18 protein-coding genes are annotated in these 20201 nt (G+C 74.6%); 14 read left to right on the forward strand and 4 right to left on the reverse strand.

Features of this window, described 5'->3' with window-relative positions:
• The 3 genes from LG634_RS11700 to LG634_RS11710 form a co-directional block, all read left to right on the forward strand.
• Window positions 1–1151: AAA family ATPase (locus LG634_RS11700; protein WP_226733669.1), on the forward strand; the 1151-nt coding region annotated here is incomplete at its 5' end.
• 173 nt (window positions 1152–1324) lie between these two features.
• Entirely contained in the window at window positions 1325–1657 is a 333-nt protein-coding gene (locus tag LG634_RS11705) for a nucleotide pyrophosphohydrolase (protein ID WP_226733778.1), read from the forward strand.
• Between the two features lie 125 nt (window positions 1658–1782).
• Complete coding sequence (locus LG634_RS11710) at window positions 1783–2292, forward strand: DUF6099 family protein (RefSeq protein ID WP_226733670.1); 510 nt, start codon at window positions 1783–1785, stop codon at window positions 2290–2292.
• A gap of 46 nt (window positions 2293–2338) precedes the next feature.
• Here the strand turns inward: LG634_RS11710 and LG634_RS11715 are convergent, their stop codons facing one another.
• Entirely contained in the window at window positions 2339–2611 is a 273-nt protein-coding gene (locus tag LG634_RS11715; protein WP_226733671.1) for a hypothetical protein, read from the reverse strand.
• A gap of 204 nt (window positions 2612–2815) precedes the next feature.
• On the opposite strand from LG634_RS11715, the gene LG634_RS11720 reads away from it, so the two are divergent.
• From LG634_RS11720 to LG634_RS11760, 9 genes are all read left to right on the forward strand, one after another.
• Entirely contained in the window at window positions 2816–3763 is a 948-nt protein-coding gene (locus LG634_RS11720; RefSeq protein ID WP_226733672.1) for an LLM class F420-dependent oxidoreductase, read from the forward strand.
• Window positions 3763–4641, forward strand: a complete 879-nt coding sequence (gene mmuM, locus LG634_RS11725) for a homocysteine S-methyltransferase (protein ID WP_226733673.1) — start codon at window positions 3763–3765, stop codon at window positions 4639–4641. Before LG634_RS11720 ends, mmuM begins: the two co-directional genes overlap by 1 nt.
• 43 nt (window positions 4642–4684) lie before the next feature.
• Window positions 4685–6154, forward strand: a complete 1470-nt coding sequence (locus LG634_RS11730) for a 3' terminal RNA ribose 2'-O-methyltransferase Hen1 (protein ID WP_226733779.1) — start codon at window positions 4685–4687, stop codon at window positions 6152–6154.
• Window positions 6151–8697, forward strand: coding sequence for a polynucleotide kinase-phosphatase (locus tag LG634_RS11735; protein ID WP_226733674.1), 2547 nt, complete (start codon window positions 6151–6153; stop codon window positions 8695–8697). Before LG634_RS11730 ends, LG634_RS11735 begins: the two co-directional genes overlap by 4 nt.
• A gap of 220 nt (window positions 8698–8917) precedes the next feature.
• Window positions 8918–9364, forward strand: coding sequence for a hypothetical protein (locus LG634_RS11740; RefSeq protein ID WP_226733675.1), 447 nt, complete (start codon window positions 8918–8920; stop codon window positions 9362–9364).
• A 50-nt stretch (window positions 9365–9414) separates the two neighbouring features.
• Window positions 9415–10644: an arginine deiminase gene (locus LG634_RS11745; protein WP_226733676.1), complete on the forward strand. Its 1230-nt coding sequence runs from the start codon at window positions 9415–9417 to the stop codon at window positions 10642–10644.
• A 130-nt stretch (window positions 10645–10774) separates the two neighbouring features.
• Window positions 10775–11779, forward strand: a complete 1005-nt coding sequence (argF, locus tag LG634_RS11750) for an ornithine carbamoyltransferase (RefSeq protein ID WP_226733677.1) — start codon at window positions 10775–10777, stop codon at window positions 11777–11779.
• 60 nt (window positions 11780–11839) lie between these two features.
• Window positions 11840–12667, forward strand: a complete 828-nt coding sequence (locus LG634_RS11755) for an enoyl-CoA hydratase family protein (RefSeq protein ID WP_226733678.1) — start codon at window positions 11840–11842, stop codon at window positions 12665–12667.
• Window positions 12668–12669: 2 nt separating this feature from the next.
• A complete protein-coding gene (locus LG634_RS11760) occupies window positions 12670–14934 on the forward strand; it encodes a bifunctional salicylyl-CoA 5-hydroxylase/oxidoreductase (protein WP_226733679.1) in 2265 nt (754 codons plus the stop codon).
• Between the two features lie 17 nt (window positions 14935–14951).
• On the opposite strand, the gene LG634_RS11765 is transcribed toward LG634_RS11760, so the two are convergent.
• The 3 genes from LG634_RS11765 to LG634_RS11775 all read right to left on the reverse strand — a co-directional run bounded on the left by LG634_RS11765 (window position 14952) and on the right by LG634_RS11775 (window position 18337).
• Complete coding sequence (locus LG634_RS11765) at window positions 14952–15764, reverse strand: GNAT family N-acetyltransferase (protein ID WP_308072441.1); 813 nt, start codon at window positions 15762–15764, stop codon at window positions 14952–14954.
• A 130-nt stretch (window positions 15765–15894) separates the two neighbouring features.
• A complete protein-coding gene (locus LG634_RS11770; protein ID WP_226733681.1) occupies window positions 15895–16728 on the reverse strand; it encodes a PaaX family transcriptional regulator in 834 nt (277 codons plus the stop codon).
• Window positions 16729–16732: 4 nt separating this feature from the next.
• Entirely contained in the window at window positions 16733–18337 is a 1605-nt protein-coding gene (locus LG634_RS11775) for an AMP-binding protein (RefSeq protein ID WP_226733682.1), read from the reverse strand.
• A 327-nt stretch (window positions 18338–18664) separates the two neighbouring features.
• Between LG634_RS11775 and LG634_RS11780 the strand changes: the two genes are divergently transcribed.
• Window positions 18665–19774: an acyl-CoA dehydrogenase family protein gene (locus LG634_RS11780; protein WP_226733683.1), complete on the forward strand. Its 1110-nt coding sequence runs from the start codon at window positions 18665–18667 to the stop codon at window positions 19772–19774.
• The gene (locus LG634_RS11785; RefSeq protein WP_226733684.1) at window positions 19771–20169 is read left to right on the forward strand and encodes a RidA family protein; all 399 of its coding nucleotides are present in this window, start codon (window positions 19771–19773) and stop codon (window positions 20167–20169) included. The genes LG634_RS11780 and LG634_RS11785 overlap by 4 nt, the downstream gene beginning before the upstream one ends.
• The last annotated feature ends 32 nt before the right edge of the window (window positions 20170–20201 follow it).

Consider the following 20201-nt stretch of genomic DNA (forward strand, 5'->3'; position numbering starts at 1 on the left):
CCGGCCGGCCCGCGGCGCCGGCCGCCGGGCCCGCGCGGCCGTCCGTCACCGAGCTGCGGCTGTCCGCCTTCAAATCGCACCGGGGGGCCGCGTTCCGGATGGGGGCCGTGACGCTGTTCGCCGGCGCGAGCGGGAGTGGGAAGTCGCAGGTGATGGAGGCGTACGAGGCGCTGGCGCGGCTCGGTTCCGGTGCCGCGCTCGCGGACGTGTTCCCGGATCCCGAGGCCTGCGTGCCCGACCGGGCCGCCCCCGACGCGCAGGGCAGACGAGGCTTCCGGATCGGCTGCACCGTGGACGGCCCCGCCGGACCCGTCCGGCTCGACCTGGCGGTCCAGGCCGACCCCGAACTCCGCATCGTCGGCGAACGCCTGACGGCCGGCGCCCAGACCCTGCTCACCACCGCCCTGCGCGACCCCGGCCGCCGGTCCGTACAGGCCGCCTGGTTCACCGGCGGAGCCGTCGGCGTCACCCGCGCCCCGCTGCCCGACGACCGCCTCGGCACCGCCCTGCTGCCGCTCCGCGTCGCCGGCTCCACCGCCGGCCAGCGCCAGGTGCTGGACGCGGCCGAACAACTCGTCGTCGCACTCCGCTCGGTCTTCCCCTGCGACCCGCAGCCCCGCCGGATGCGCGAACCGGTGCCCGCCGGCACCGGCCGGCTGCGCAGCGGCTGCGACAACCTCGCCGAAGTCCTGCGCCGCACCCGCCACGAGTGCACCACCCGGCACGCCGCCCTCGTCGAAGCCGCCCGCCGCGGCTGCACCGGCCCGGTGCTCGCCCTCGACGCCGAAACCCTCCCCGACGGACGCATCCGCGCCGTCCTCGGCCGCGACGGCGCAGCCGACGGCACCCCGCTCGGCCGGCTCGCCGACGGCGAACTCCGCTTCCTCGCCCTCGCCCTGGTCCTGCTCACCGGCCCCGGCGTGCTCGCCGTGGACCCAGCCGCCGAACTCCTGCCCGCCCGCCAGGCCCTCACCGTGCTCGCCGACGGCCTCGACCACCGCCTCGACCACCGCCAGACCGGCGAACTGCTGCGCCTGGCCCTGGCCTCCTGTGCCCGCGGCCACATCCGGCTGGCCGGCACCGTCGGCGCCGCCGGGGCGGCCCTCGCCCGCGGGGTGCCCGGGGTCTCGGTGGTAGACCTGGTGGCGTGAGCCGACCCGAAGACACGCCCCACCAGCCGCCCGCACCCCGGCCGATCCGGCCGACCCGGCCGACCCGGCCGGACCCACCGCACCCGCCGGCCGCCCCCGCGGCCGGCGGTGCCGGCCCGGCCGGGCCGCCACCCACCCTCGGCGAGCTCCAGCAGCGGCTCGCCGCCTTCGCCGTGGCCCGCTCCTGGCAGCCGTACCACACGCCCAAGAACCTGGCGGCGGCCCTCAGCGTCGAGGCGTCCGAACTGGTCGAGATCTTCCAGTGGCTGACGCCCGAGCAGTCCGCCCGGATCATGTCCGACCCCGAGGCCGCCCACCGGGTCACCGACGAGGTGGCCGACGTCCTGGCCTACCTGCTCCAGTTCTGCGAGGTCCTCGGCGTGGACGCGCTGGCCGCACTCGCCGCAAAGATCGAACGGAACGAAACCCGCTTCCCCGTGCCGGGAACCGGCCCCGAAGCGGGTCAGGACGCCGAAAATGAGGATGATCGTCACTCTTCGGAGTGACGAGGTCGTCCACAACCGCGAGAGTGTCCACAGATTTCCGAATACCCCTGGCTTTACGGTCCCATTGCCTTCACGCTGGGTAGTGATGGAGGGACGGCGCAAGTCGTACGGACGGGGGACGGCTCATGGATGCGGTGCGGCTCATCGCAGCCGGCCGCCATGCTCTGGCACAGAGCCGGGCGGCACTGGACATCATGGTGGAGGCCTGGCAGGCGCAAGCGCTCGCCCAGGCGGTGGGAAGCTGGCTGGCGGTCACCGGACCGCCCGAACTGAGAGCGGAGGCAAGGGGGCTGGGCGAAGCCGGCGGCCGGGGCTGCGGAGTCCTGGACCGGACCGCCTTCGCCCAGGAGGGCAGATCCGGCGACTGCGTGCCCCGGGCGGCGCAGCTGACGTCGGTGTCCGACATCAGGCAGGCGCTGCTGGGACTCGGCGCGCTCCTCGGAGAAGTGGGCATAGCCCTGGTCGGCGTGGCCTGCGCGACGGACGAAGAGGGCCTGTACTGGCAGTGCATAGAGGCGATGGACGCAGCCGACGAGTCGAGCGACCGGGTACGGGCGATCCTGCGCCGGCTCGCGGTCCGCGAGCGGGGCGGCGCTCCCGGCGCCGCCCGCGATTCGACTGCCGGCGCGACCTGACCGGCCGGCGCCCGGGGCGCCGGCGGGACCGCAGGCCGCGGCGGATTCAGAAAGCGCGGTAGGAGGGGCGCTCGGGGGCGGCCTCCGGGGCGGGCTGCCCGGCCCCGTGGTGCGGTACCGGTGCGGCGGCGGGACGCTCGGCGGAGGACTGCAGATCGGCGTCGAGCTGGGACAGGTCGGCGTTGAGGGCGGCCATCAGCTCCTCCATCTGCTGGAGCAGACCCTTCTGCGGCGCGCTCTGCGCGGGCACGGTGTGCTCCGGCCGTACGTGGTCGTGCGCTGCCTGTCCGGTGTGCTCGGGCACGGATTCCTGGGACATGGCGGCCTCCTCGGCCCGGGCCCTTCCGCAGGGGAAGGGTGCGGTGGACGCACCGGCGACGTGCCGCCGGCGCGCGGGCCGGGCGGTCCGGCTCCGTCCGAGCCAACGATCACCGTCGGCCCCGGTCACTGGCGGGGACGGCGCCCGACAGCCTGGTTGACGGAGATTCACCCTGCCGGGGTGCCCGGGCGGCAGGATGGAGGTATGGATCTTCGCATCTTCACGGAGCCCCAGCAGGGCGCCGACTACGACACCCTGCTCGCGGTGGCCAAGGCCACCGAGGACCTCGGGTTCGGAGGATTTTTTCGCTCTGACCACTATGTCCGGATGGGCGCCGGGCGGCCCGGCCCGGACGGCAGCCCGCCCGGGATGCCCGGGCCGACGGATGCCTGGATCACCCTGGCCGGCCTGGCCCGGGAGACCCGGCGGATCCGGCTCGGCACCCTGATGACGGCCGGCACCTTCCGGCTCCCGGGCGTCCTGGCCATCCAGGTCGCCCAGGTCGACCGGATGTCCGGAGGCCGGGTCGAGTTCGGGCTCGGTGCGGGCTGGTTCGAGCGGGAGCACGAGGCGTACGGAATCCCGTTCCCGGCCGAGCGGTTCGGCCGGCTGGAGGAGCAGCTGGCCATCGTCACCGGCCTGTGGGCGACCCGGCCGGGGGAGACGTTCAGCCACAGCGGCAAGTACTACCGGCTGACCGACTCCCCGGCGCTGCCCAAGCCGCTCCAGGACAAGGTGCCCGTCCTGGTCGGCGGCCACGGGGCCCGCCGCACCCCGCGGCTGGCCGCGCAGTACGCGGACGAGTTCAACATCCCGTTCGCGTCGGTCGCCGACACCGAGCGGCAGTTCGGGCGGGTGCGGGCGGCTGCCCGGGAGGCCGGCCGCGACCCCGGGGGGCTTGTGTACTCCAACGCCCTCGTGGTGTGCGTGGGCAGGAACGACGCAGAGGTGGCCCGCCGGGCGGCGGCCATCGGAAGGGAGGTGGCGGAACTCAAGGCGAACGGCCTCGCAGGCAGTCCCGCCGAGGTCGTCGAGAAGATCGGCGCCTACCGGGCGGTGGGATCCTCGCGGATCTACCTCCAGGTGCTCGACCTGCACGACCTGGACCACCTGGAGCTCATCGCCTCCGAGGTGATGGGCCGGCTCGGCTGATGGCCCGCGCGTCCGGGCCGCCGCCGCTGCACCGGCGGACCGTCCTCCTCGACGGCGGGCTGAGCAACCAGCTGCTCGCGCAGGGATGCGACCTGTCGGGCGCGCTCTGGACGGGGCGGGTGCTGGCCGGGGCGCCCGGGGAGGTGGCCGCCGCCCACACGGCCTATCTGCGGGCGGGTGCCGAGGTGCTCATCACCGCGAGCTACCAGGTGACCGACCCCGCCCTGGTCCGGCGCAGCGTGGACCTCGCCGCCGGGGCGGCGGCCGCGGCGGACCGGCCGGTGTGGGTGGCGGGTTCCGTCGGGCCCTACGGGGCGGTGCTCGCCGACGGGTCCGAGTACCGCGGCCGGTACGGGCTGACGGAGGCGGAGCTGGCGGACTTCCACCGGCCGCGGATCGAGGCGCTGGCGGCCGCGGGCGCCGACCTGCTGGCGGTGGAGACCGTGCCGGACACCGACGAGGCCCGGGCCCTGCTGCGGGTGCTCGCGGACTGTCCCGTCCCGGCCTGGCTCTCGTACACCGTCGAGGGCGGCCGCACCCGGGCCGGGCAGCCGCTGGACGAGGCCTTCGGGCTGGTGGCCGGTGTGCCGGGGGTGGTCGCCGTCGGAGTGAACTGCTGCGACCCGCGGGAGGTCGGGCCGGCGGTGCGGGCCGCCGCGGCCGCCGCCGGGAAACCGGTCGTGGCCTATCCCAACGACGGTTCGGAGTGGGACGCCGCAGCCGGCGTGTGGCGGGCGCCGTCCCGGGCGGTGCCGTGGGACGCCGGGCAGTGGCAGCGGGACGGCGCCCGGCTCATCGGCGGCTGCTGCCGGGTCGGCCCCGACCGCATCGCCGCCCTGGCCACGACCCTCGCCGGACCGGAGCCCGGCACCGAGTGAAAACCCGTGGTGGTGCGGAAGCGGCATGGCAATACTCGTACGGGTGTTCCTGACGATCTCCACCACCGGCACCCCTGACCGTCCTGCTACCGACCTGGGCTTCCTGCTGCACAAGCATCCCGGCAGCGCCCAGTCGTTCAGCACCTCGCACGGCACGGCGCACGTGCTGTATCCCGAGGCCTCCGACGCGCGCTGCACCGCGGCGCTGATGCTGGAGGTGGACGCGATCGCGCTCGTCCGCAAGGGCCGGGAGCAGGGCCGGGGCTCCGGGCAGGCCGACACGGCGCTGGCGCAGTACGTCAACGACCGGCCGTACGCGGCGTCCTCGCTGCTGGCCGTCGCCCTGGCGGCGGTGTTCCGCACCGCGCTCGGCGGCACCTGCAAGGCCCGTCCCGAACTCGCCGGGCAGGTGCGGCCGCTGCGCATCGAGATCCCCGCGCTGCCGGCCCGCGGCGGCGCCGACCTGGTGCGCCGGCTGTTCGCGCCGCTCGGCTGGCACACCGTCGACGCCGAACCGGTGCCGCTCGACGCGCAGTTCCCCGAATGGGGCGACTCGCGGTACGTGCGCCTGGTGCTGGAGGGCGAGCTGGTGCTCGCCGACGCCCTGCGCCAGCTGTACGTCCTGCTGCCGGTCCTCGACGACGCCAAGCACTACTGGGTGGCCCCCGACGAGGTCGACAAGCTGCTGCGGGCCGGCGAGGGCTGGCTCGCCGGCCACCCCGAACACCGGCTGATCACCGCCCGCTACCTGGCCCGCCGCCCCGGCCTGACCCGGACCGCCATGGAGCGCCTGGAACTGGCCCGGCTCGCGGACGTCGACGACGTCGAGGCCGACCAGCTCGACAACGCCGTCGACGAGGCCGAGGACACCGAGGACCGGCCCGTGCCGCTCGCCGTGCAGCGCCGCGACGCGATCCTCGCCGCCCTCAAGGCGGCCGGCGCCCAGCGGGTCCTCGACCTCGGCTGCGGCCAGGGCCAGCTCGTGCAGGAGCTGCTCAAGGACGTGCAGTTCACCGAGATCGTGGGCGTCGACGTGTCCGTGCGGGCCCTGACCGTCGCCGCCCGGCGGCTGCGCCTGGAGCGGATGGGCGAGCGGCAGCGCGCCCGCGTCACCCTGCGCCAGGGCTCCCTCGCGTACACCGACCGGCAGCTCGCCGGCTACGACGCGGCCGTGCTCTGCGAGGTAGTCGAGCACGTCGACCTGCCGCGGCTGCCGGCCCTGGAGTACGCGGTGTTCGGCGCGGCCCGCCCCCGCACCGTGATCGTGACCACCCCCAACCGCGAGTACAACGTCCGCTGGGAGTCGCTGCCCGCCGGACACGTCCGGCACCGCGACCACCGCTTCGAATGGGACCGCGCCGAGTTCCGGGCCTGGGCCGAGTCCGTCGCCGGCCGCCACGGCTACACGGTCCGGCACGAGCCCGTCGGACCCGAGGACCCCGAGGTGGGTCCCCCCACCCAGATGGCCGTCTTCACGGCGGCCGCCGCACCGAAGGAGGAGCAGGCCGCATGACCGAGCAGCACCCGCGCACCCTGGGCGTCACCGACCTGTCCCTCGTGGTCCTGGTCGGCGCCACCGGATCCGGCAAGTCCACCTTCGCCCGACGCCACTTCGCGCCCACCGAGGTGGTCTCCTCCGACTTCTGCCGGGGTCTGGTCGCCGACGACGAGAACGACCAGGGCGCCAGCAAGGACGCCTTCGACGTCCTGCACTACATCGCCGGCAAGCGGCTCGCCGCCGGCCGGCTCACCGTGGTCGACGCCACCAACGTGCAGCCCGAGGCCCGCCGGCAGCTCGTCGAACTGGCCCGCGCCCACGACGTCCTGCCCGTCGCCATCGTCCTCGACCTGCCCGAGGAGGTCTGCGCGGCCCGCAACGCCACCCGGCCCGACCGGGCCGCCCTGCCCCGCAGGGTCATCCAGCGGCACCGCCGCGACCTGCGCCGCTCGCTGCGCGGACTGGAACGCGAGGGCTTCCGCAAGGTCCACGTCCTGCGCACCGAGGAGGAAGTGGAGCGGGCCGAGGTGGTCCGCGAGCGCCGCTTCAACGACCTGCGCCACCTCACCGGCCCGTTCGACATCATCGGCGACATCCACGGCTGCAGCTCCGAACTGGAGACCCTGCTCGCCGCACTGGGCTACCGGGACGGCGTGCACCCCGAGGGCCGCACCGCCGTGTTCGTCGGCGACCTCGTCGACCGCGGACCCGACAGCCCCGGCGTGCTCCGCCGGGTCATGGACATGGTCGACGCGGGCACCGCCCTGTGCGTGCCCGGCAACCACGAGAACAAGCTCGGCCGCTGGCTGGCGGGCCGCAAGGTCCAGCTCACCCACGGGCTCGCCGAGACCGTCGAGCAGCTCGGCCGGGAGGACGAAGCCTTCACCGCCCGGGTCCGCACCTTCATCGACGGGCTCGTCAGCCACTACGTCCTCGACGGCGGCCGGCTCGTGGTCTGCCACGCCGGACTGCCCGAGAAGTACCACGGCCGCACCTCCGGCCGGGTCCGCTCGCACGCCCTGTACGGCGAGACCACCGGCGAGACCGACGAGTTCGGGCTGCCCGTGCGCCACCCGTGGGCCGAGGAGTACCGCGGCCGGGCCGTCGTGGTCTACGGGCACACCCCGGTCCCCGGCGCCGCCTGGGTCAACAACACCATCTGCCTGGACACCGGCGCGGTGTTCGGCGGCCGGATGACCGCCCTGCGCTGGCCCGAGCGCGAACTCGTCGACGTGCCCGCCGAGCGGGTCTGGTACGAGCCGGTGCGCCCGCTGGTGCCGCCGGTGCCCGGCGCGGCGGACGCCCGCCCGCTGGACCTCGCCGACGTGCAGGGCCGCCGGGCCGTCGAGACCCGGCACCACGGGCGGGTCACCGTACGGGAGGAGAACGCGGCCGCCGCGCTGGAGGTGATGAGCCGGTTCGCCGTCGACCCGCGGCTGGTCCCCTACCTGCCACCGACCATGGCGCCCACCGCCACCTCCCGGGAGGACGGCTACCTGGAGCACCCCGCCGAGGCGTTCGCCCAGTACCGTGCCGACGGCATCGCGCAGGTGGTGTGCGAGGAGAAGCACATGGGCTCGCGCGCCGTGGTGCTGCTGTGCCGGGACACCGGCGCGGCCGTACGCCGGTTCGACGCGGAGGGGGTGACCGGCGCGCTGTACACCCGTACCGGGCGGCCCTTCTTCGACGACCCGCAGGTCACCGAGGAGGTGCTGGCCCGGCTGCGGACGGCCGTCGGCGACGCCGGTCTGTGGGACGAGCTGGACACCGACTGGCTGCTCCTCGACGGCGAACTGCTGCCCTGGTCGCTGAAGGCCACCGGGCTGCTGCGCACCCAGTACGCGGCGGTCGGCGCGGCCGCGGCCGCCGCGTTCCCGCCGGCGCTCGCCGCCGTGGAGGCGGCCGCCGCCCGCGGCGTGGACACCGGCGGCCTGACCGGCCTGCTGCGCGAACGGGCCGCCGACGCGGCCGCGTTCACGGACGCCTACCGCCGCTACTGCTGGCCGGTCGACGGCCTGGACGGCGTGCGCTTCGCACCGTTCCAGCTGCTGGCCGCCGAGGGCCGCAGCCTGGCGGCCGTCCCGCACGACGAGCAGCTCGCCTGGCTGGACCGGCTGGTCGCCGCCGACGAGAAGGCCGGCACCGGACTGCTGCGCGCCACCGGCCGGATCCTCGTGGACCCGGCCGACCCGGAGTCGGTGCGGGCCGGCACCGACTGGTGGCTGCGGCTGACCGCCGCCGGCGGCGAGGGCATGGTCGTCAAGCCGCTGCAGGCGTACGCCCGCGGCGCCGACGGCCGGCTCGTCCAGCCGGGCGTCAAGGTCCGCGGCCGCGAGTACCTGCGGATCATCTACGGCCCCGAGTACACCCGCCCGGAGAACCTCGCCCGGCTGCGCGGCCGGCACCTCGGCCACAAGCGGTCGCTGGCGCTGCGCGAGTACGGGCTCGGCCTGGAGGCCCTGGACCGGCTGGCCGCCGGGGAACCGCTGTGGCGGGTCCACGAGGCCGTGTTCGCCGTGCTGGCCCTGGAATCGGAGCCGGTCGACCCGCGGCTGTAGCTGCCGTACGGCCCCTGTGACACCGGTGCAGGGGCCGCACGCATTCCGGCCGGTCCAGCCCTCCGTTACGGCAAATGGGGGAACTTTTCGGGGAATCGGGGTGCGGGCTCGTTTCTTCCAGGGAAGCGGAGTGTCCGCATGCCTGGAAGGACGGAACGCCAGTATGAAAATGACCGCGCGCGGAAGCATTGCGGCGCTCATGACGTGTATGGCCACGGCCGTGGCAGCGTCGCCGGCCGCGGCCGACGGACATGTGCCGGTCGCGGTGCCCCTGGACGCCGTGGAGAGCGCCGTGGGCCTGCCCGCCCCGAAGATCGCGAGCGGGGTGCCGCTGCTGACGCCCGGTGCCATCGAGGGCCCGACGCACCACCAGGGCGAGCTGCTCCCCAACCCGCTGCTGCCGCCGGTCCCGCTGGCGGGGGAGCTGGCACCCACCCTGATCGGGTCCGAACTGCCCGGTGCCCTCAACAACGGCAAGCCGGACGAGGCGGACGTCACCTCGACCCGCTCGCCGCTGCTCGCGCAGACCCCCGGCGCGGTCGTCGGCGCCCCGCTGAGCATGCCCGACGGCTCGCGCATGGGCCTGCCGGAACTGGTCACCCCCAAGCTGGGCGTGGTCGCCCCGGCGCTGCAGGGCGACCCGGGGGCGCTGCTGCGACTGCACTGACCGTCAGCCGCCCTGCTCCCAAAGGCCGCCCGGTCTGCGACCGTGTACACATGGGATTCCATGTCGATTCCGAGACCGGGCGGCTTCGCCGCGTCATCCTCCACCGGCCCGACCTGGAGCTGAAGCGGCTCACGCCCAGCAACAAGGACGCCCTCCTCTTCGACGACGTGCTCTGGGTGCGCCGGGCCCGCCAGGAGCACGACGGGTTCGCGGACGTGCTGCGGGACCGCGGGGTGGAGGTGCACCTCTTCGGGGACCTGCTGCGCGAGGCGCTGGAGGTGCCGGAGGCCAGACACCTGGTCCTTGACCGGGTGTTCGACGAGAAGGAGTACGGGCCGCTGGCCACCGGGCACCTGCGCGCCGCGTTCGAGGACCTGCCCGCGGCCGACCTGGTGGACGCGCTGGTCGGCGGCATGACCAAGCGGGAGTACCTGGAGCGGTTCGAGGAGCCGGTGTCCGTGCGCTTCCACGCGCTGGAGCTCGACGGCTTCCTGCTCGGCCCGCTCCCCAACCACCTCTTCACCCGGGACACCTCCGCCTGGATCTACGACGGGGTGTCCATCAACGCGATGCGCTGGCCGGCCCGGCAGCGCGAGACGGTGCACTTCGAGGCCATCTACCGGCACCACCCGCTGTTCACCGCCTCCGGCGCCTTCCACTACTGGTCCCAGGGCCAGGCCGACTACCCCTCCACCATCGAGGGCGGCGACGTGCTGGTCATCGGGAACGGGGCGGTGCTGATCGGGATGAGCGAGCGCACCACCCCGCAGGCCGTGGAGATGCTGGCGCGCGGCCTGTTCGCCGCGGGATCGGCCCGGACGATCGTGGCCCTCGACATGCCGAAGCGGCGCGCGTTCATGCACCTGGACACGGTGATGACGATGGTCGACGGGGACACCTTCACCCAGTACGCGGGGCTCGGGATGCTCCGTTCGTACACCATCGAGCCGGGGGCGGGCGAGGCCGAGCTGAAGGTGACCGACCACCCGCCGGAGCACATGCACCGGGCGATCGCCGCGGCCCTGGGCCTGGACGCGATCCGGGTGCTCACCGCCACCCAGGACGTGCACTCCGCCGAGCGGGAGCAGTGGGACGACGGGTGCAACGTGCTGGCCGTGGAGCCGGGTGTGGTCGTGGCCTACGAGCGGAACGTGACCACCAACACGCACCTGCGCAAGCAGGGCATCGAGGTGATCGAGATCCCGGGCAGCGAGCTGGGCCGGGGGCGGGGCGGGCCGCGCTGCATGAGCTGTCCCGTGGAGCGGGACGCGGTGGACTGAGGCACGCTCGGAGGGGCGGCGGAAGAGGTGGGCCCGGTGGTGACCGCATGCCGGAACCGGGCTGCATATCAATACGACGATTCGTATACACTTCCAAAGTCCCCTGTCTGTGCGACCTAGGAGTGCCCTCATGGCCCCCCACCTGGCCGGCCGCAGTTTCCTCAAGGAGCTCGACTTCACCGCCGCCGAGTTCCGCGGCCTGATCGAGCTGTCCGCCGCGCTCAAGGCGGCCAAGCGGGCCGGTGCGGAGGTCCCGAGGCTGCGCGGGAAGAACATCGCCCTGGTCTTCGAGAAGACCTCGACGCGCACCCGCTGCGCGTTCGAGGTGGCCGCCGCGGACCAGGGCGCGTCCACCACCTACCTGGACCCCTCCGGCTCGCAGATCGGGCACAAGGAGTCGGTCAAGGACACCGCCCGGGTGCTCGGCCGGATGTTCGACGCGATCCAGTACCGCGGGGACCACCAGGACAGCGTCGAACAGCTCGCCGCCCATGCCGGCGTGCCGGTCTACAACGGGCTCACGGACGACTGGCACCCCACCCAGATGCTCGCCGACCTGCTCACCATGACCGAGCACTGCACCAAGCCGCTGGAGCGCATCGCGTTCGCCTACCTCGGCGACGCGCGCTTCAACATGGGCAACTCCTACCTGGTCACCGGCGCCCTGCTCGGCATGGACGTACGGATCGCCGCGCCGCGCTCGTACTGGCCGGCCGAGCAGGTCGTCGCGCGGGCCCGGGAGCTGGCGGCCGCCAGCGGGGCCCGGATCACCCTCACCGAGGACGTGTCCGAGGCGGTGGCCGGGGCGGACTTCGTCGCCACCGACGTCTGGGTGTCGATGGGGGAGCCGAAGGAGGTCTGGGACGAGCGGATCGCGGCACTGTCCCCGTACGCGGTCACCATGGACGTGCTGCGGGCCACCGGCAACCCGGACGTGAAGTTCCTGCACTGCCTGCCGGCGTACCACGACCTCGGGACGGCGGTGGCGCGGGAGATCCACGCGCGGCACGGGCTGGACTCGCTGGAGGTGACGGACGAGGTGTTCGAGTCCGCGCACTCCGTGGTCTTCGACGAGGCGGAGAACCGGCTGCACACGATCAAGGCCGTACTGGTGGCCACGCTGTCGGCGGACTGAGCCCACGCGGCGTGTCGCGTTCCCATGACGACAGTCACAACAAGGTGATACGTTCGTCGGGTGAGCCCCTTCACCGGTTCCGCAGCCCGTACGGAACGGTGGCGCCACCTCCGGCTGAGCAGCCGGGACGGGGTCGCCACCGTCACCCTCGACCGTCCCGAGAAGCTGAACGCGCTCACCTTCGGCGCCTACGCCGACCTGCGCGATCTGCTGGCCGAACTGTCCCGCGAACGCTCCGTGCGCGCCCTCGTCCTCGGCGGCGAGGGGCGCGGCTTCTGCTCCGGCGGCGACGTGGACGAGATCATCGGTGCCACGCTCGCCATGGACACGGCGCAACTCCTCGACTTCAACCGGATGACCGGGCAGGTCGTCCGGGCCCTGCGCGAATGCCCCTTCCCGGTGATCGCGGCCGTGCACGGGGTCGCCGCCGGGGCCGGGGCCGTGCTCGCGCTCGCCGCCGACTTCCGGATCGCCGACCCGTCCGCCCGGTTCGCCTTCCTCTTCACCCGGGTGGGCCTGTCCGGCGGCGACATGGGCGCGGCCTACCTGCTGCCCCGGGTCGTCGGCCTCGGCCACGCCACCCGGCTGCTGATGCTCGGCGAACCGGTACGCGCCGCCGAAGCCGAGCGGATCGGCCTGATCAGCGAACTCACCGACGAGGGCAAGGCCGACGCACGGGCCGCCGAGCTGGCCGCCCGGCTCGCCGACGGGCCCGCCCTCGCCCACGCCCAGACCAAGGCCCTGCTGACCGCCGAACTCGACATGCCGCTGGCCGCCAGCGTCGAACTCGACGCGGCCACCCAGGCGCTCCTGATGAACGGCGAGGACTACGCCGAGTTCCACGCCGCGTTCACGGCCAAACGGCCGCCGCAGTGGCGGGGGCGGTAGCCGTGCGGATCGCCGTCGCCGGCGGCGGACCCGGCGGACTGTACGCGGCGGCCCTCCTCAAACGGCTGGACCCGGACCGGCAGGTCACCGTGTGGGAGCGCAACAGCCCCGCCGACACGTTCGGATTCGGCGTGGTGCTCTCCGACGAGACGCTCGGCGGGATCGAACAGGCCGACCCGGCCGTCTTCGACGCCCTCCGCCGGGAGTTCGTCCGCTGGGACGACATCGACATCGTGCACCGCGGCCGGATCCTGACCTCCGGCGGCCACGGCTTCGCCGCCGTCGGCCGCCGCCGGCTCCTGGAGATCCTGCACGAGCGGTGCACCGCTCTCGGAGTGGAGCTCCGCACCCATTGCGAAGCACCCGACCCGGCCGCGCTCGCCGCCTCCCACGACCTGGTCGTCGCCGCCGACGGCGTCCACAGCCGCACCCGCGAGGTCTTCGCCGCCGCCTTCCGGCCGCGGATCGAGACCCACCGCTGCCGCTACATCTGGCTGGCCGCCGACTTCGCCCTCGACTCCTTCCGCTTCGAGATCGCCGAAACCCCGCACGGGGTCATGCAGCTGCACGGCTACCCCTACTCCGCGGACTCCTCCACCGTCATCGTCGAAATGCGCGAAGAGGTCTGGCAGGCCTCCGGACTCGACCTGTGCGACGAGGCCGAATCCGCCGCCCGGTGCGCCAAGATCTTCGCCGAGACGCTGCGCGGCCGCCCGCTGCGCGGCAACAGCTCGGCCTGGACCGCCTTCCGCACGGTCGTCAACGAGCGCTGGGCGCACGGCAACACCGTGCTGCTCGGCGACGCCGCGCACACCGCCCACTTCTCCATCGGCTCCGGCACGAAACTCGCCGTCGAGGACGCCCTCGCCCTCGCCGCCTGCATCGAGGAGCAGCCGGACCTGCCGGCCGCCCTCGCCGCCTACGAGACCGAGCGCCGCCCCGTCGTCGAATCCACCCAGCGGGCCGCCGCCGCCAGCCTGCGCTGGTTCGAGGACCTCGCCGGGTACGTCGACCAGCCGCCCCGGCAGTTCGCCTTCAACCTGCTCACCCGCAGCCGCCGGGTCACCCACGGCAACCTGCGGCTGCGCGACCCGCGCTTCACCGGCCTGGTCGAACGGGACTTCGGCTGCCCCGACGGCACCCCGCCGATGTTCACCCCGTACCGGCTGCGCGGCCTCACCCTGCGCAACCGGGTCGTGGTCTCCCCGATGGACATGTACTCGGCCGTCGACGGCGTGCCCGGCGACTTCCACCTCGTGCACCTCGGCGCCCGCGCCCTCGGCGGGCCCGGGCTGGTGATGACCGAGATGGTGTGCGTCAGCCCCGAGGGCCGGATCACCCCCGGCTGCGCCGGGCTGTACACCGGGCAGCAGGCCGCCGCCTGGCGGCGGATCGTCGACTTCGTGCACACCTCCGCCGCCGGCACCGCCCTCGGCATCCAGCTCGGGCACGCCGGCCGCAAGGGCTCCACCCGGCGGATGTGGGAGGGCATGGACGACCCGCTGCCCGACGGCAACTGGCCGCTGGCCGCCGCCTCCCCGCTGCCCTACCGGCACGGCGTCAACCAGGTCCCGCACGAACTCACCGCCGACGAACTCCCGCTGATCCGAGAGCAGTTCGTCAACGCCGCCCGACGGGCCGCGGTCTGCGGCTTCGACCTGCTCGAACTCCACTGCGCGCACGGCTACCTGCTGTCCGGCTTCCTCTCCCCGCTCACCAACCGGCGCACCGACGCCTACGGCGGCCCGCTCGCCGGCCGGCTCCGCTTCCCGCTCGAAGTCTTCGACGCCGTACGGGAGGTGTGGCCGCAGGACCGCCCCATGACCGTCCGGATCTCGGCCACCGACTGGGCCCCCGGCGGCACCGGCGCGGACGACGCCGTCGCCATCGCCCGGGCCTTCGCCGAACACGGCGCCGACGCCATCGACGTCTCCACCGGCCAGGTCGTGCCCGACGAGCGCCCCGAGTACGGACGCTCGTACCAGACCCCGTTCGCCGACCGGATCCGCAACACCGCGGGCGTCCCCGTCATCGCGGTCGGCGCCGTCTCCTCCTGGGACGACGTCAATTCGCTGCTCCTGGCCGGCCGTGCCGACCTCTGCGCGCTGGGCCGCCCGCACCTGTACGACCCGCACTGGACCCTGCACGCGGCCGCCGAGCAGGAGTACACCGGACTGGCCGCCCCGTGGCCCGCCCCCTACCGGGCCGGCTCCCGCCGGCCCCCGACCGGCCGCACCGACGCCCCGAAACCGCGGCTCACCCTGTAGACCCGCCAGGACCTTTCCTACGCCAGCACGTACAGCCGGTCCTCCACCGGGCGGTAGCCGATGCGCAGGTAGATGCCGTTGCTCGTCGGGTTCGAGAGGTCCGTGAACAGCAGCACCTCCGTGCCGCCGGCCCGCTGAGCCGCCACCGTCGCAGCGGCCGTCGCCCCGGCCGCGTACCCGCGGCCGCGCAGCTCCGGCGGGGTGTAGACGGGCGCGATCCGGCTGGTGCCCTGCACCGGCCGGGACCAGCCGGCCATCGACACCGGCACACCCCCGTCCTCCCACAGCAGCAGCCCGCCGAACGACATCCGGTCCAGGACCGCGGTGTCGGGGACCGGAGCCGGCTGGCCGGTGTCGCGGCTGAACGCGTCGTACCACTCCCGCACCAGCGGCAGGTCGTCCGGGGTCGCCGGGCGGGCCGCACCGGACGGCGCCGGGTCCGGCGGCACCAGGGTCTCCAGCCGGTACAGCCGCAGCTCCTCGGCCACCTTCGTCGGCCGCCCGCAGGCCGCCGCCAACGCCTGCGCATCGGCCCGCCGCGCGTTGAAGCCGCCCGCCCCCGCCACCCGGGCGTCGGTGGCGAACGCGGCCCCCAGCGCGGCCACCGCGGCCGCCGGCAGCGTGCTCAGCATCAGCGGGTACGGAGGCGTGCACACCAGCGCCCCGGCCACCGTGCCGTCCGGTTCCCGCCACCAGCCGAAGAAGGGGGTGCCCGCGCCGAAGGCCTGCGGGCCCCGCCGGGTCAGGCCGTCGACGACCGTCAGCATCATGGTGTGGGAATCGGGCCGGGCGGCGACGAACGCGTCCGTCGCCGCCCGGTACTCCGCCATGTCCTCAGTGAATGTCCACGTCATGGGACATGATGACCGGATCCCGCACCCGCCTGCACCGGATTTCGGCCACACGTACGACAGTTGACCGACCGGGGGACGACGGCCGGCCGGTGGTACGACGGGCGGCTCAGCCCGCCACGAACGCCGCGCCCGGGTCCCGCAGCCGCTCGTGCAGCTCCGCGAAGACCGCGGCCGCCCGCTCGCCCGGCCAGTCCGAGGGCAGCAGCTCCGTCGGCAGTCCCGGATCGGCGTACGGCAGCCGCCGCCAGGAGTCCAGCGCCAGCAGGTAGTCCCGGTACGCCTGCGCCGCCGCGGCCTGCGGGTCGCCCGGCCCGCCCGCCTGCCAGCCGCGCAGCACCGGCTCGTGCCGGTCGAGGAACTCCTCGTGCTGCTTCGCGATCGCCGCCAGGTCCCACCACCGCGACACGGCCTCCGCGGTCGGGGCGAACCCCAGGTGCGCGCCGCGGAACAGGTCCACGTACCCGCCCAGGTGCAGCCGGTCCAGCGTGTGCCGGGTCTCCTCGTACAGCCGGGCGGGCGCGATCCACACGCCGGGCGCCGCCGTGCCGAAGCCGAGGCGGGCCAGCCGGGACCGCAGCAGGTGCCGCTTGTGCCGCTCCTGCTCGGGCACCGAGAACACGGCGAGCAGCCACTCGGCGCCCGCCGGGCCGTCCGGGTCCGCGCCGCCCGGGGCCCGGTAGATCCGCCGGTCGCCGTCCGCGAGCAGCTCGCGGGCCTCCTCCGACAGCGCGTACGCCGCCGCCCCGTCCGCCGCCTTCGCGGGCACCAGGAAGCCGCGGCGTTTGAGCCGCGACACCGACGAGCGGACGGAGGGCGCGTCGACGCCCGCGGCACCCAGCAGCCGGATCAGGGCGGCCACCGGGACCGGGCCCTGCTCCGGCCGCCCGTAGGCGCCGTAGAACGTGACGATCAGGGATCGCGGGGTGTGCTGCTCGGCCACGTGATCACTGTAGATCGCGCAGCCGGAAGCGCTGAAGCTTTCCGGTTCCGGTCCGCGGCAGCTCGGGCAGGAAGACGAACGCCCGCGGGCACTTGTGCGGTGCCAGCTCGGCCTTCATGAAGGCCCGCAGCTCCTCCGCGCCCGCCGCGGCGCCTTCGCGCAGCACCGCGTACGCCACCACCGCCTGCCCGCGCCGCTCGTCGGGCCGCCCCACCACCGCCGCCTCCAGCACGTCGGGGTGGCGCAGCAGGGCCTCCTCGACCTCGGGGCCCGCGATGTTGTACCCGGCCGAGATGATCATGTCGTCGGCGCGGGCCACGTACCGGAAGTACCCGTCCGGCTCCCGCACGTACGTGTCCCCGGTGAGGTTCCAGCCGTCCCGTACGTACTCCCGCTGCCGGGGGTCCGCCAGGTAGCGGCAGCCGACCGGGCCGCGGACGGCCAGCAGCCCGGGCTCGCCGTCCGGGACCGGCTTGCCCTCCGGGTCCACCACCCGGGCCTGCCAGCCGGGCACCGGCAGCCCGGTGGTGCCGGGCCTGATGTCCCCGTCGGCGGCCGAGATGAAGATGTGCAGCAGCTCGGTGGCGCCGATGCCGTTGATGATCCGCAGCCCGGTCCGCTCGTACCAGGCCTCCCAGGTGGCGGCCGGCAGGTTCTCGCCCGCGGACACGCAGCGGCGCAGCGCGCCCAGGTCGTGCCCGTCGAGCTCGTCGAGCATCGTCCGGTACGCCGTCGGCGCCGTGAACAGCACCGACACCCGGTGCTCCGCCAGCGCCGGCAGCAGCTGCCGGGGCCCGGCCTGCGGCAGCAGCAGCGCCGAGGCGCCGGCCCGCAGCGGGAACACCACCAGCCCGCCCAGCCCGAACGTGAAGCCCAGCGGCGGGCTGCCCGCGAACACGTCGTCGGGCTCCGGCCGCAGCACCTGCCGCGAGAAGGTGTCCGCGACGGCCAGCACGTCCCGGTGGAAGTGCATGCAGCCCTTGGGCCGCCCGGTGGTGCCCGAGGTGAAGGCGATCAGCGCCACGTCGTCCGCCGCGGTGTCCACGGCCGCGAAGGGGCCCGGCTGCCGTTCGGCGCGCCGCAGCAGGTCGTCCGGGCCGGTCCCGCCGTACGGGACGATGCGCAGCCCCGGCACGGCGGCCCGCTCCAGGTCCTCCTGCACCGACGCGTGGCACAGCGCATGGCCGACCTGCGCGATCTCGCAGACCGTGGCCAGCTCCCGGGAGCGCTGCTGGGGCAGCACGGTGACGGCCACCGCGCCGGCCTTCACCACCGCCAGCCAGCAGGCCGCCAGCCACGGGCCGGTGGGCCCGCGCAGCAGCACCCGGTTGCCCGGCGCCACCCCCAGGTCGGCGGTCAGCACCCGGGCGATGCGGTCCACCCGGTCCTGCAGTTCGCCGTACGACCAGACGCCGCCGTCGGCGGTGCGGAAGGCCGGGCGGTCCGGCCCGAGCCGGGCCACCGTCGCGTCCAGCAGCTCGGCGGCGCAGTTGAGGCGGTCCGGATAGGCGAGTCCGGGCAGCTGGAAGAGCAGTTCGGGCCAGTCCTCCACGGCGGGCAGATGGTCGCGCGCGAAGGTGTCGGTGTGAGCGGAAGGCGTGAACTCCAAGGCGGTTCGCCCCCTTGCGGCGTCGTCCGGAAAGGGAGATGTGGTGCCGGCGGCCGTGCAGTCGCGAAAACGAGCGTAGCGTTATGGTGACGGCAATCAACGAGACGCGATAGACCGGGTACGGCACCGAAACGGCGCGCGCCGCGGGACGCGCGGCAGGATCAGACCACGGCACCCGGCCGCGGCAGGGGAGGAGCGCCACCGGTTCACCCGGATCCACCAGGGCGCGCCGCGGCACCCGGGGCGCGTTCCCCCGCACGGCAGGCACGGCAGGCACGGCAGGCACGGGACGGCACTCGCCGCACGGGCGAGAGGAAGAGGGCCACGATGGCGGGGTTCGTGCTCGGACCGGACCAGGAGCAGTGGTGCGCGCAACTGCGCACCCTGGCGGCCGGGCGGCTGCGGCCGCTCGCCGAGAAGGGCGAGCCGGGCCGGGTCAACCGCCCGCTGCTCGCCGCGCTCGGCGAAGCCGGCCTGCTGGACCGGCTGTTCACCTCGGGAGCGCTCGAACTCTGCCTGCTGCGCGAGTCGCTCGCGTACGCCTGCACCGAGGCGGAGACGGCGCTCGCGCTCCAGGGGCTGGGCAGCCACCCGGTGCTGCGCGCCGGCACGGACGCCCAGCGGGCCCGCTGGCTGCCGCAGGTACGGGCCGGGCGGGCGGTGGCGGCCTTCGCGCTGAGCGAGCCGGGCGCGGGTTCGGACGCGGCCGCCCTGGCGCTGCGCGCCGAACCGGACGGCGCCGGCTGGCGGCTGACGGGGGAGAAGCGGTGGATCTCCAACGCGCCCGAGGCCGACTTCTACACCGTGTTCGCGCGGACCGGCGAGACGCCCGGCTCCCGCGGGGTGACCGCCTTCCTGGTCCCCGCGGACCGGCCCGGACTCGGCGGGGAGCCCCTGGAGATGCTCTCCCCGCACCCGATCGGCAGCCTCGCCTTCGACGGGGTGCCGGTGGGGCCGGAGGACCTGCTCGGCGAGCCGGGGCGGGGGTTCGCGGTGGCCATGGACACCCTCAACCTGTTCCGGCCCAGCGTCGGCGCGTTCGCCGTCGGCATGGCGCAGGCGGCGCTCGACGCGGCGGTCCGGCACACCGCGCACCGGAGCGCGTTCGGCGGGGTGCTGGGGGACCTCCAGGCCGTCGCGCACCGGGTCGCCGAGATGGCCACCCGTACCGAGGCGGCCCGGCTGCTGGTGTACGCGGCGGCGGGTGCGTACGACAGCGGCGCCGCGGACGTGCCCAAGCGGGCCGCGATGGCGAAGCTGCTGGCCACCGAGACCGCGCAGTACGTCGTCGACCACGCCGTGCAGCTGCACGGGGCGGCCGCGCTGCAGCGCGGCCACCTGCTCGAACACCTCTACCGGGAGGTGCGTGCGCCCCGGATCTACGAGGGCGCCAGCGAGGTCCAGCGGACGATCATCGCGAAGGAGCTGTACCGATGAGCCTGGAACGCGTGAACCCCGACGGGCTGTCCCCGGCCACCGGCTTCTCGCACGCCGTCGTCGCCACCGGCGGCCGGCTGGTGCTGCTGGCCGGGCAGACCGCGCTGGACGGGGCGGGGAAGGTGGTGGGGGAGAGCCTGCCGGAGCAGTTCGAGACCGCGCTCGGCAACCTGCTCGCGGCGCTGGCGGCGGCGGGCGGCACCCCCGACCGGCTGGCCCGGGTCACCGTGTACGCGGTCGACGTCGCCGACTACCGGGCGCACGCCCCCGAACTCGGGCGGATCTGGCGGGCCCTGGCGGGCCGCGACTACCCGGCGATGGCGGTGATCGGAACCACCCGGCTGTGGGACGAGGAGGCGCTGGTCGAACTCGACGGGCTGGCGGTGCTCGACTGAGGCGGCCCGCCCGTACGGAACGTGCGGGCGGG

The sequence above is a fragment of the Streptomyces bambusae genome (assembly GCF_020532645.1).
In the GTDB taxonomy this organism is placed as follows: domain Bacteria; phylum Actinomycetota; class Actinomycetes; order Streptomycetales; family Streptomycetaceae; genus Streptomyces; species Streptomyces bambusae.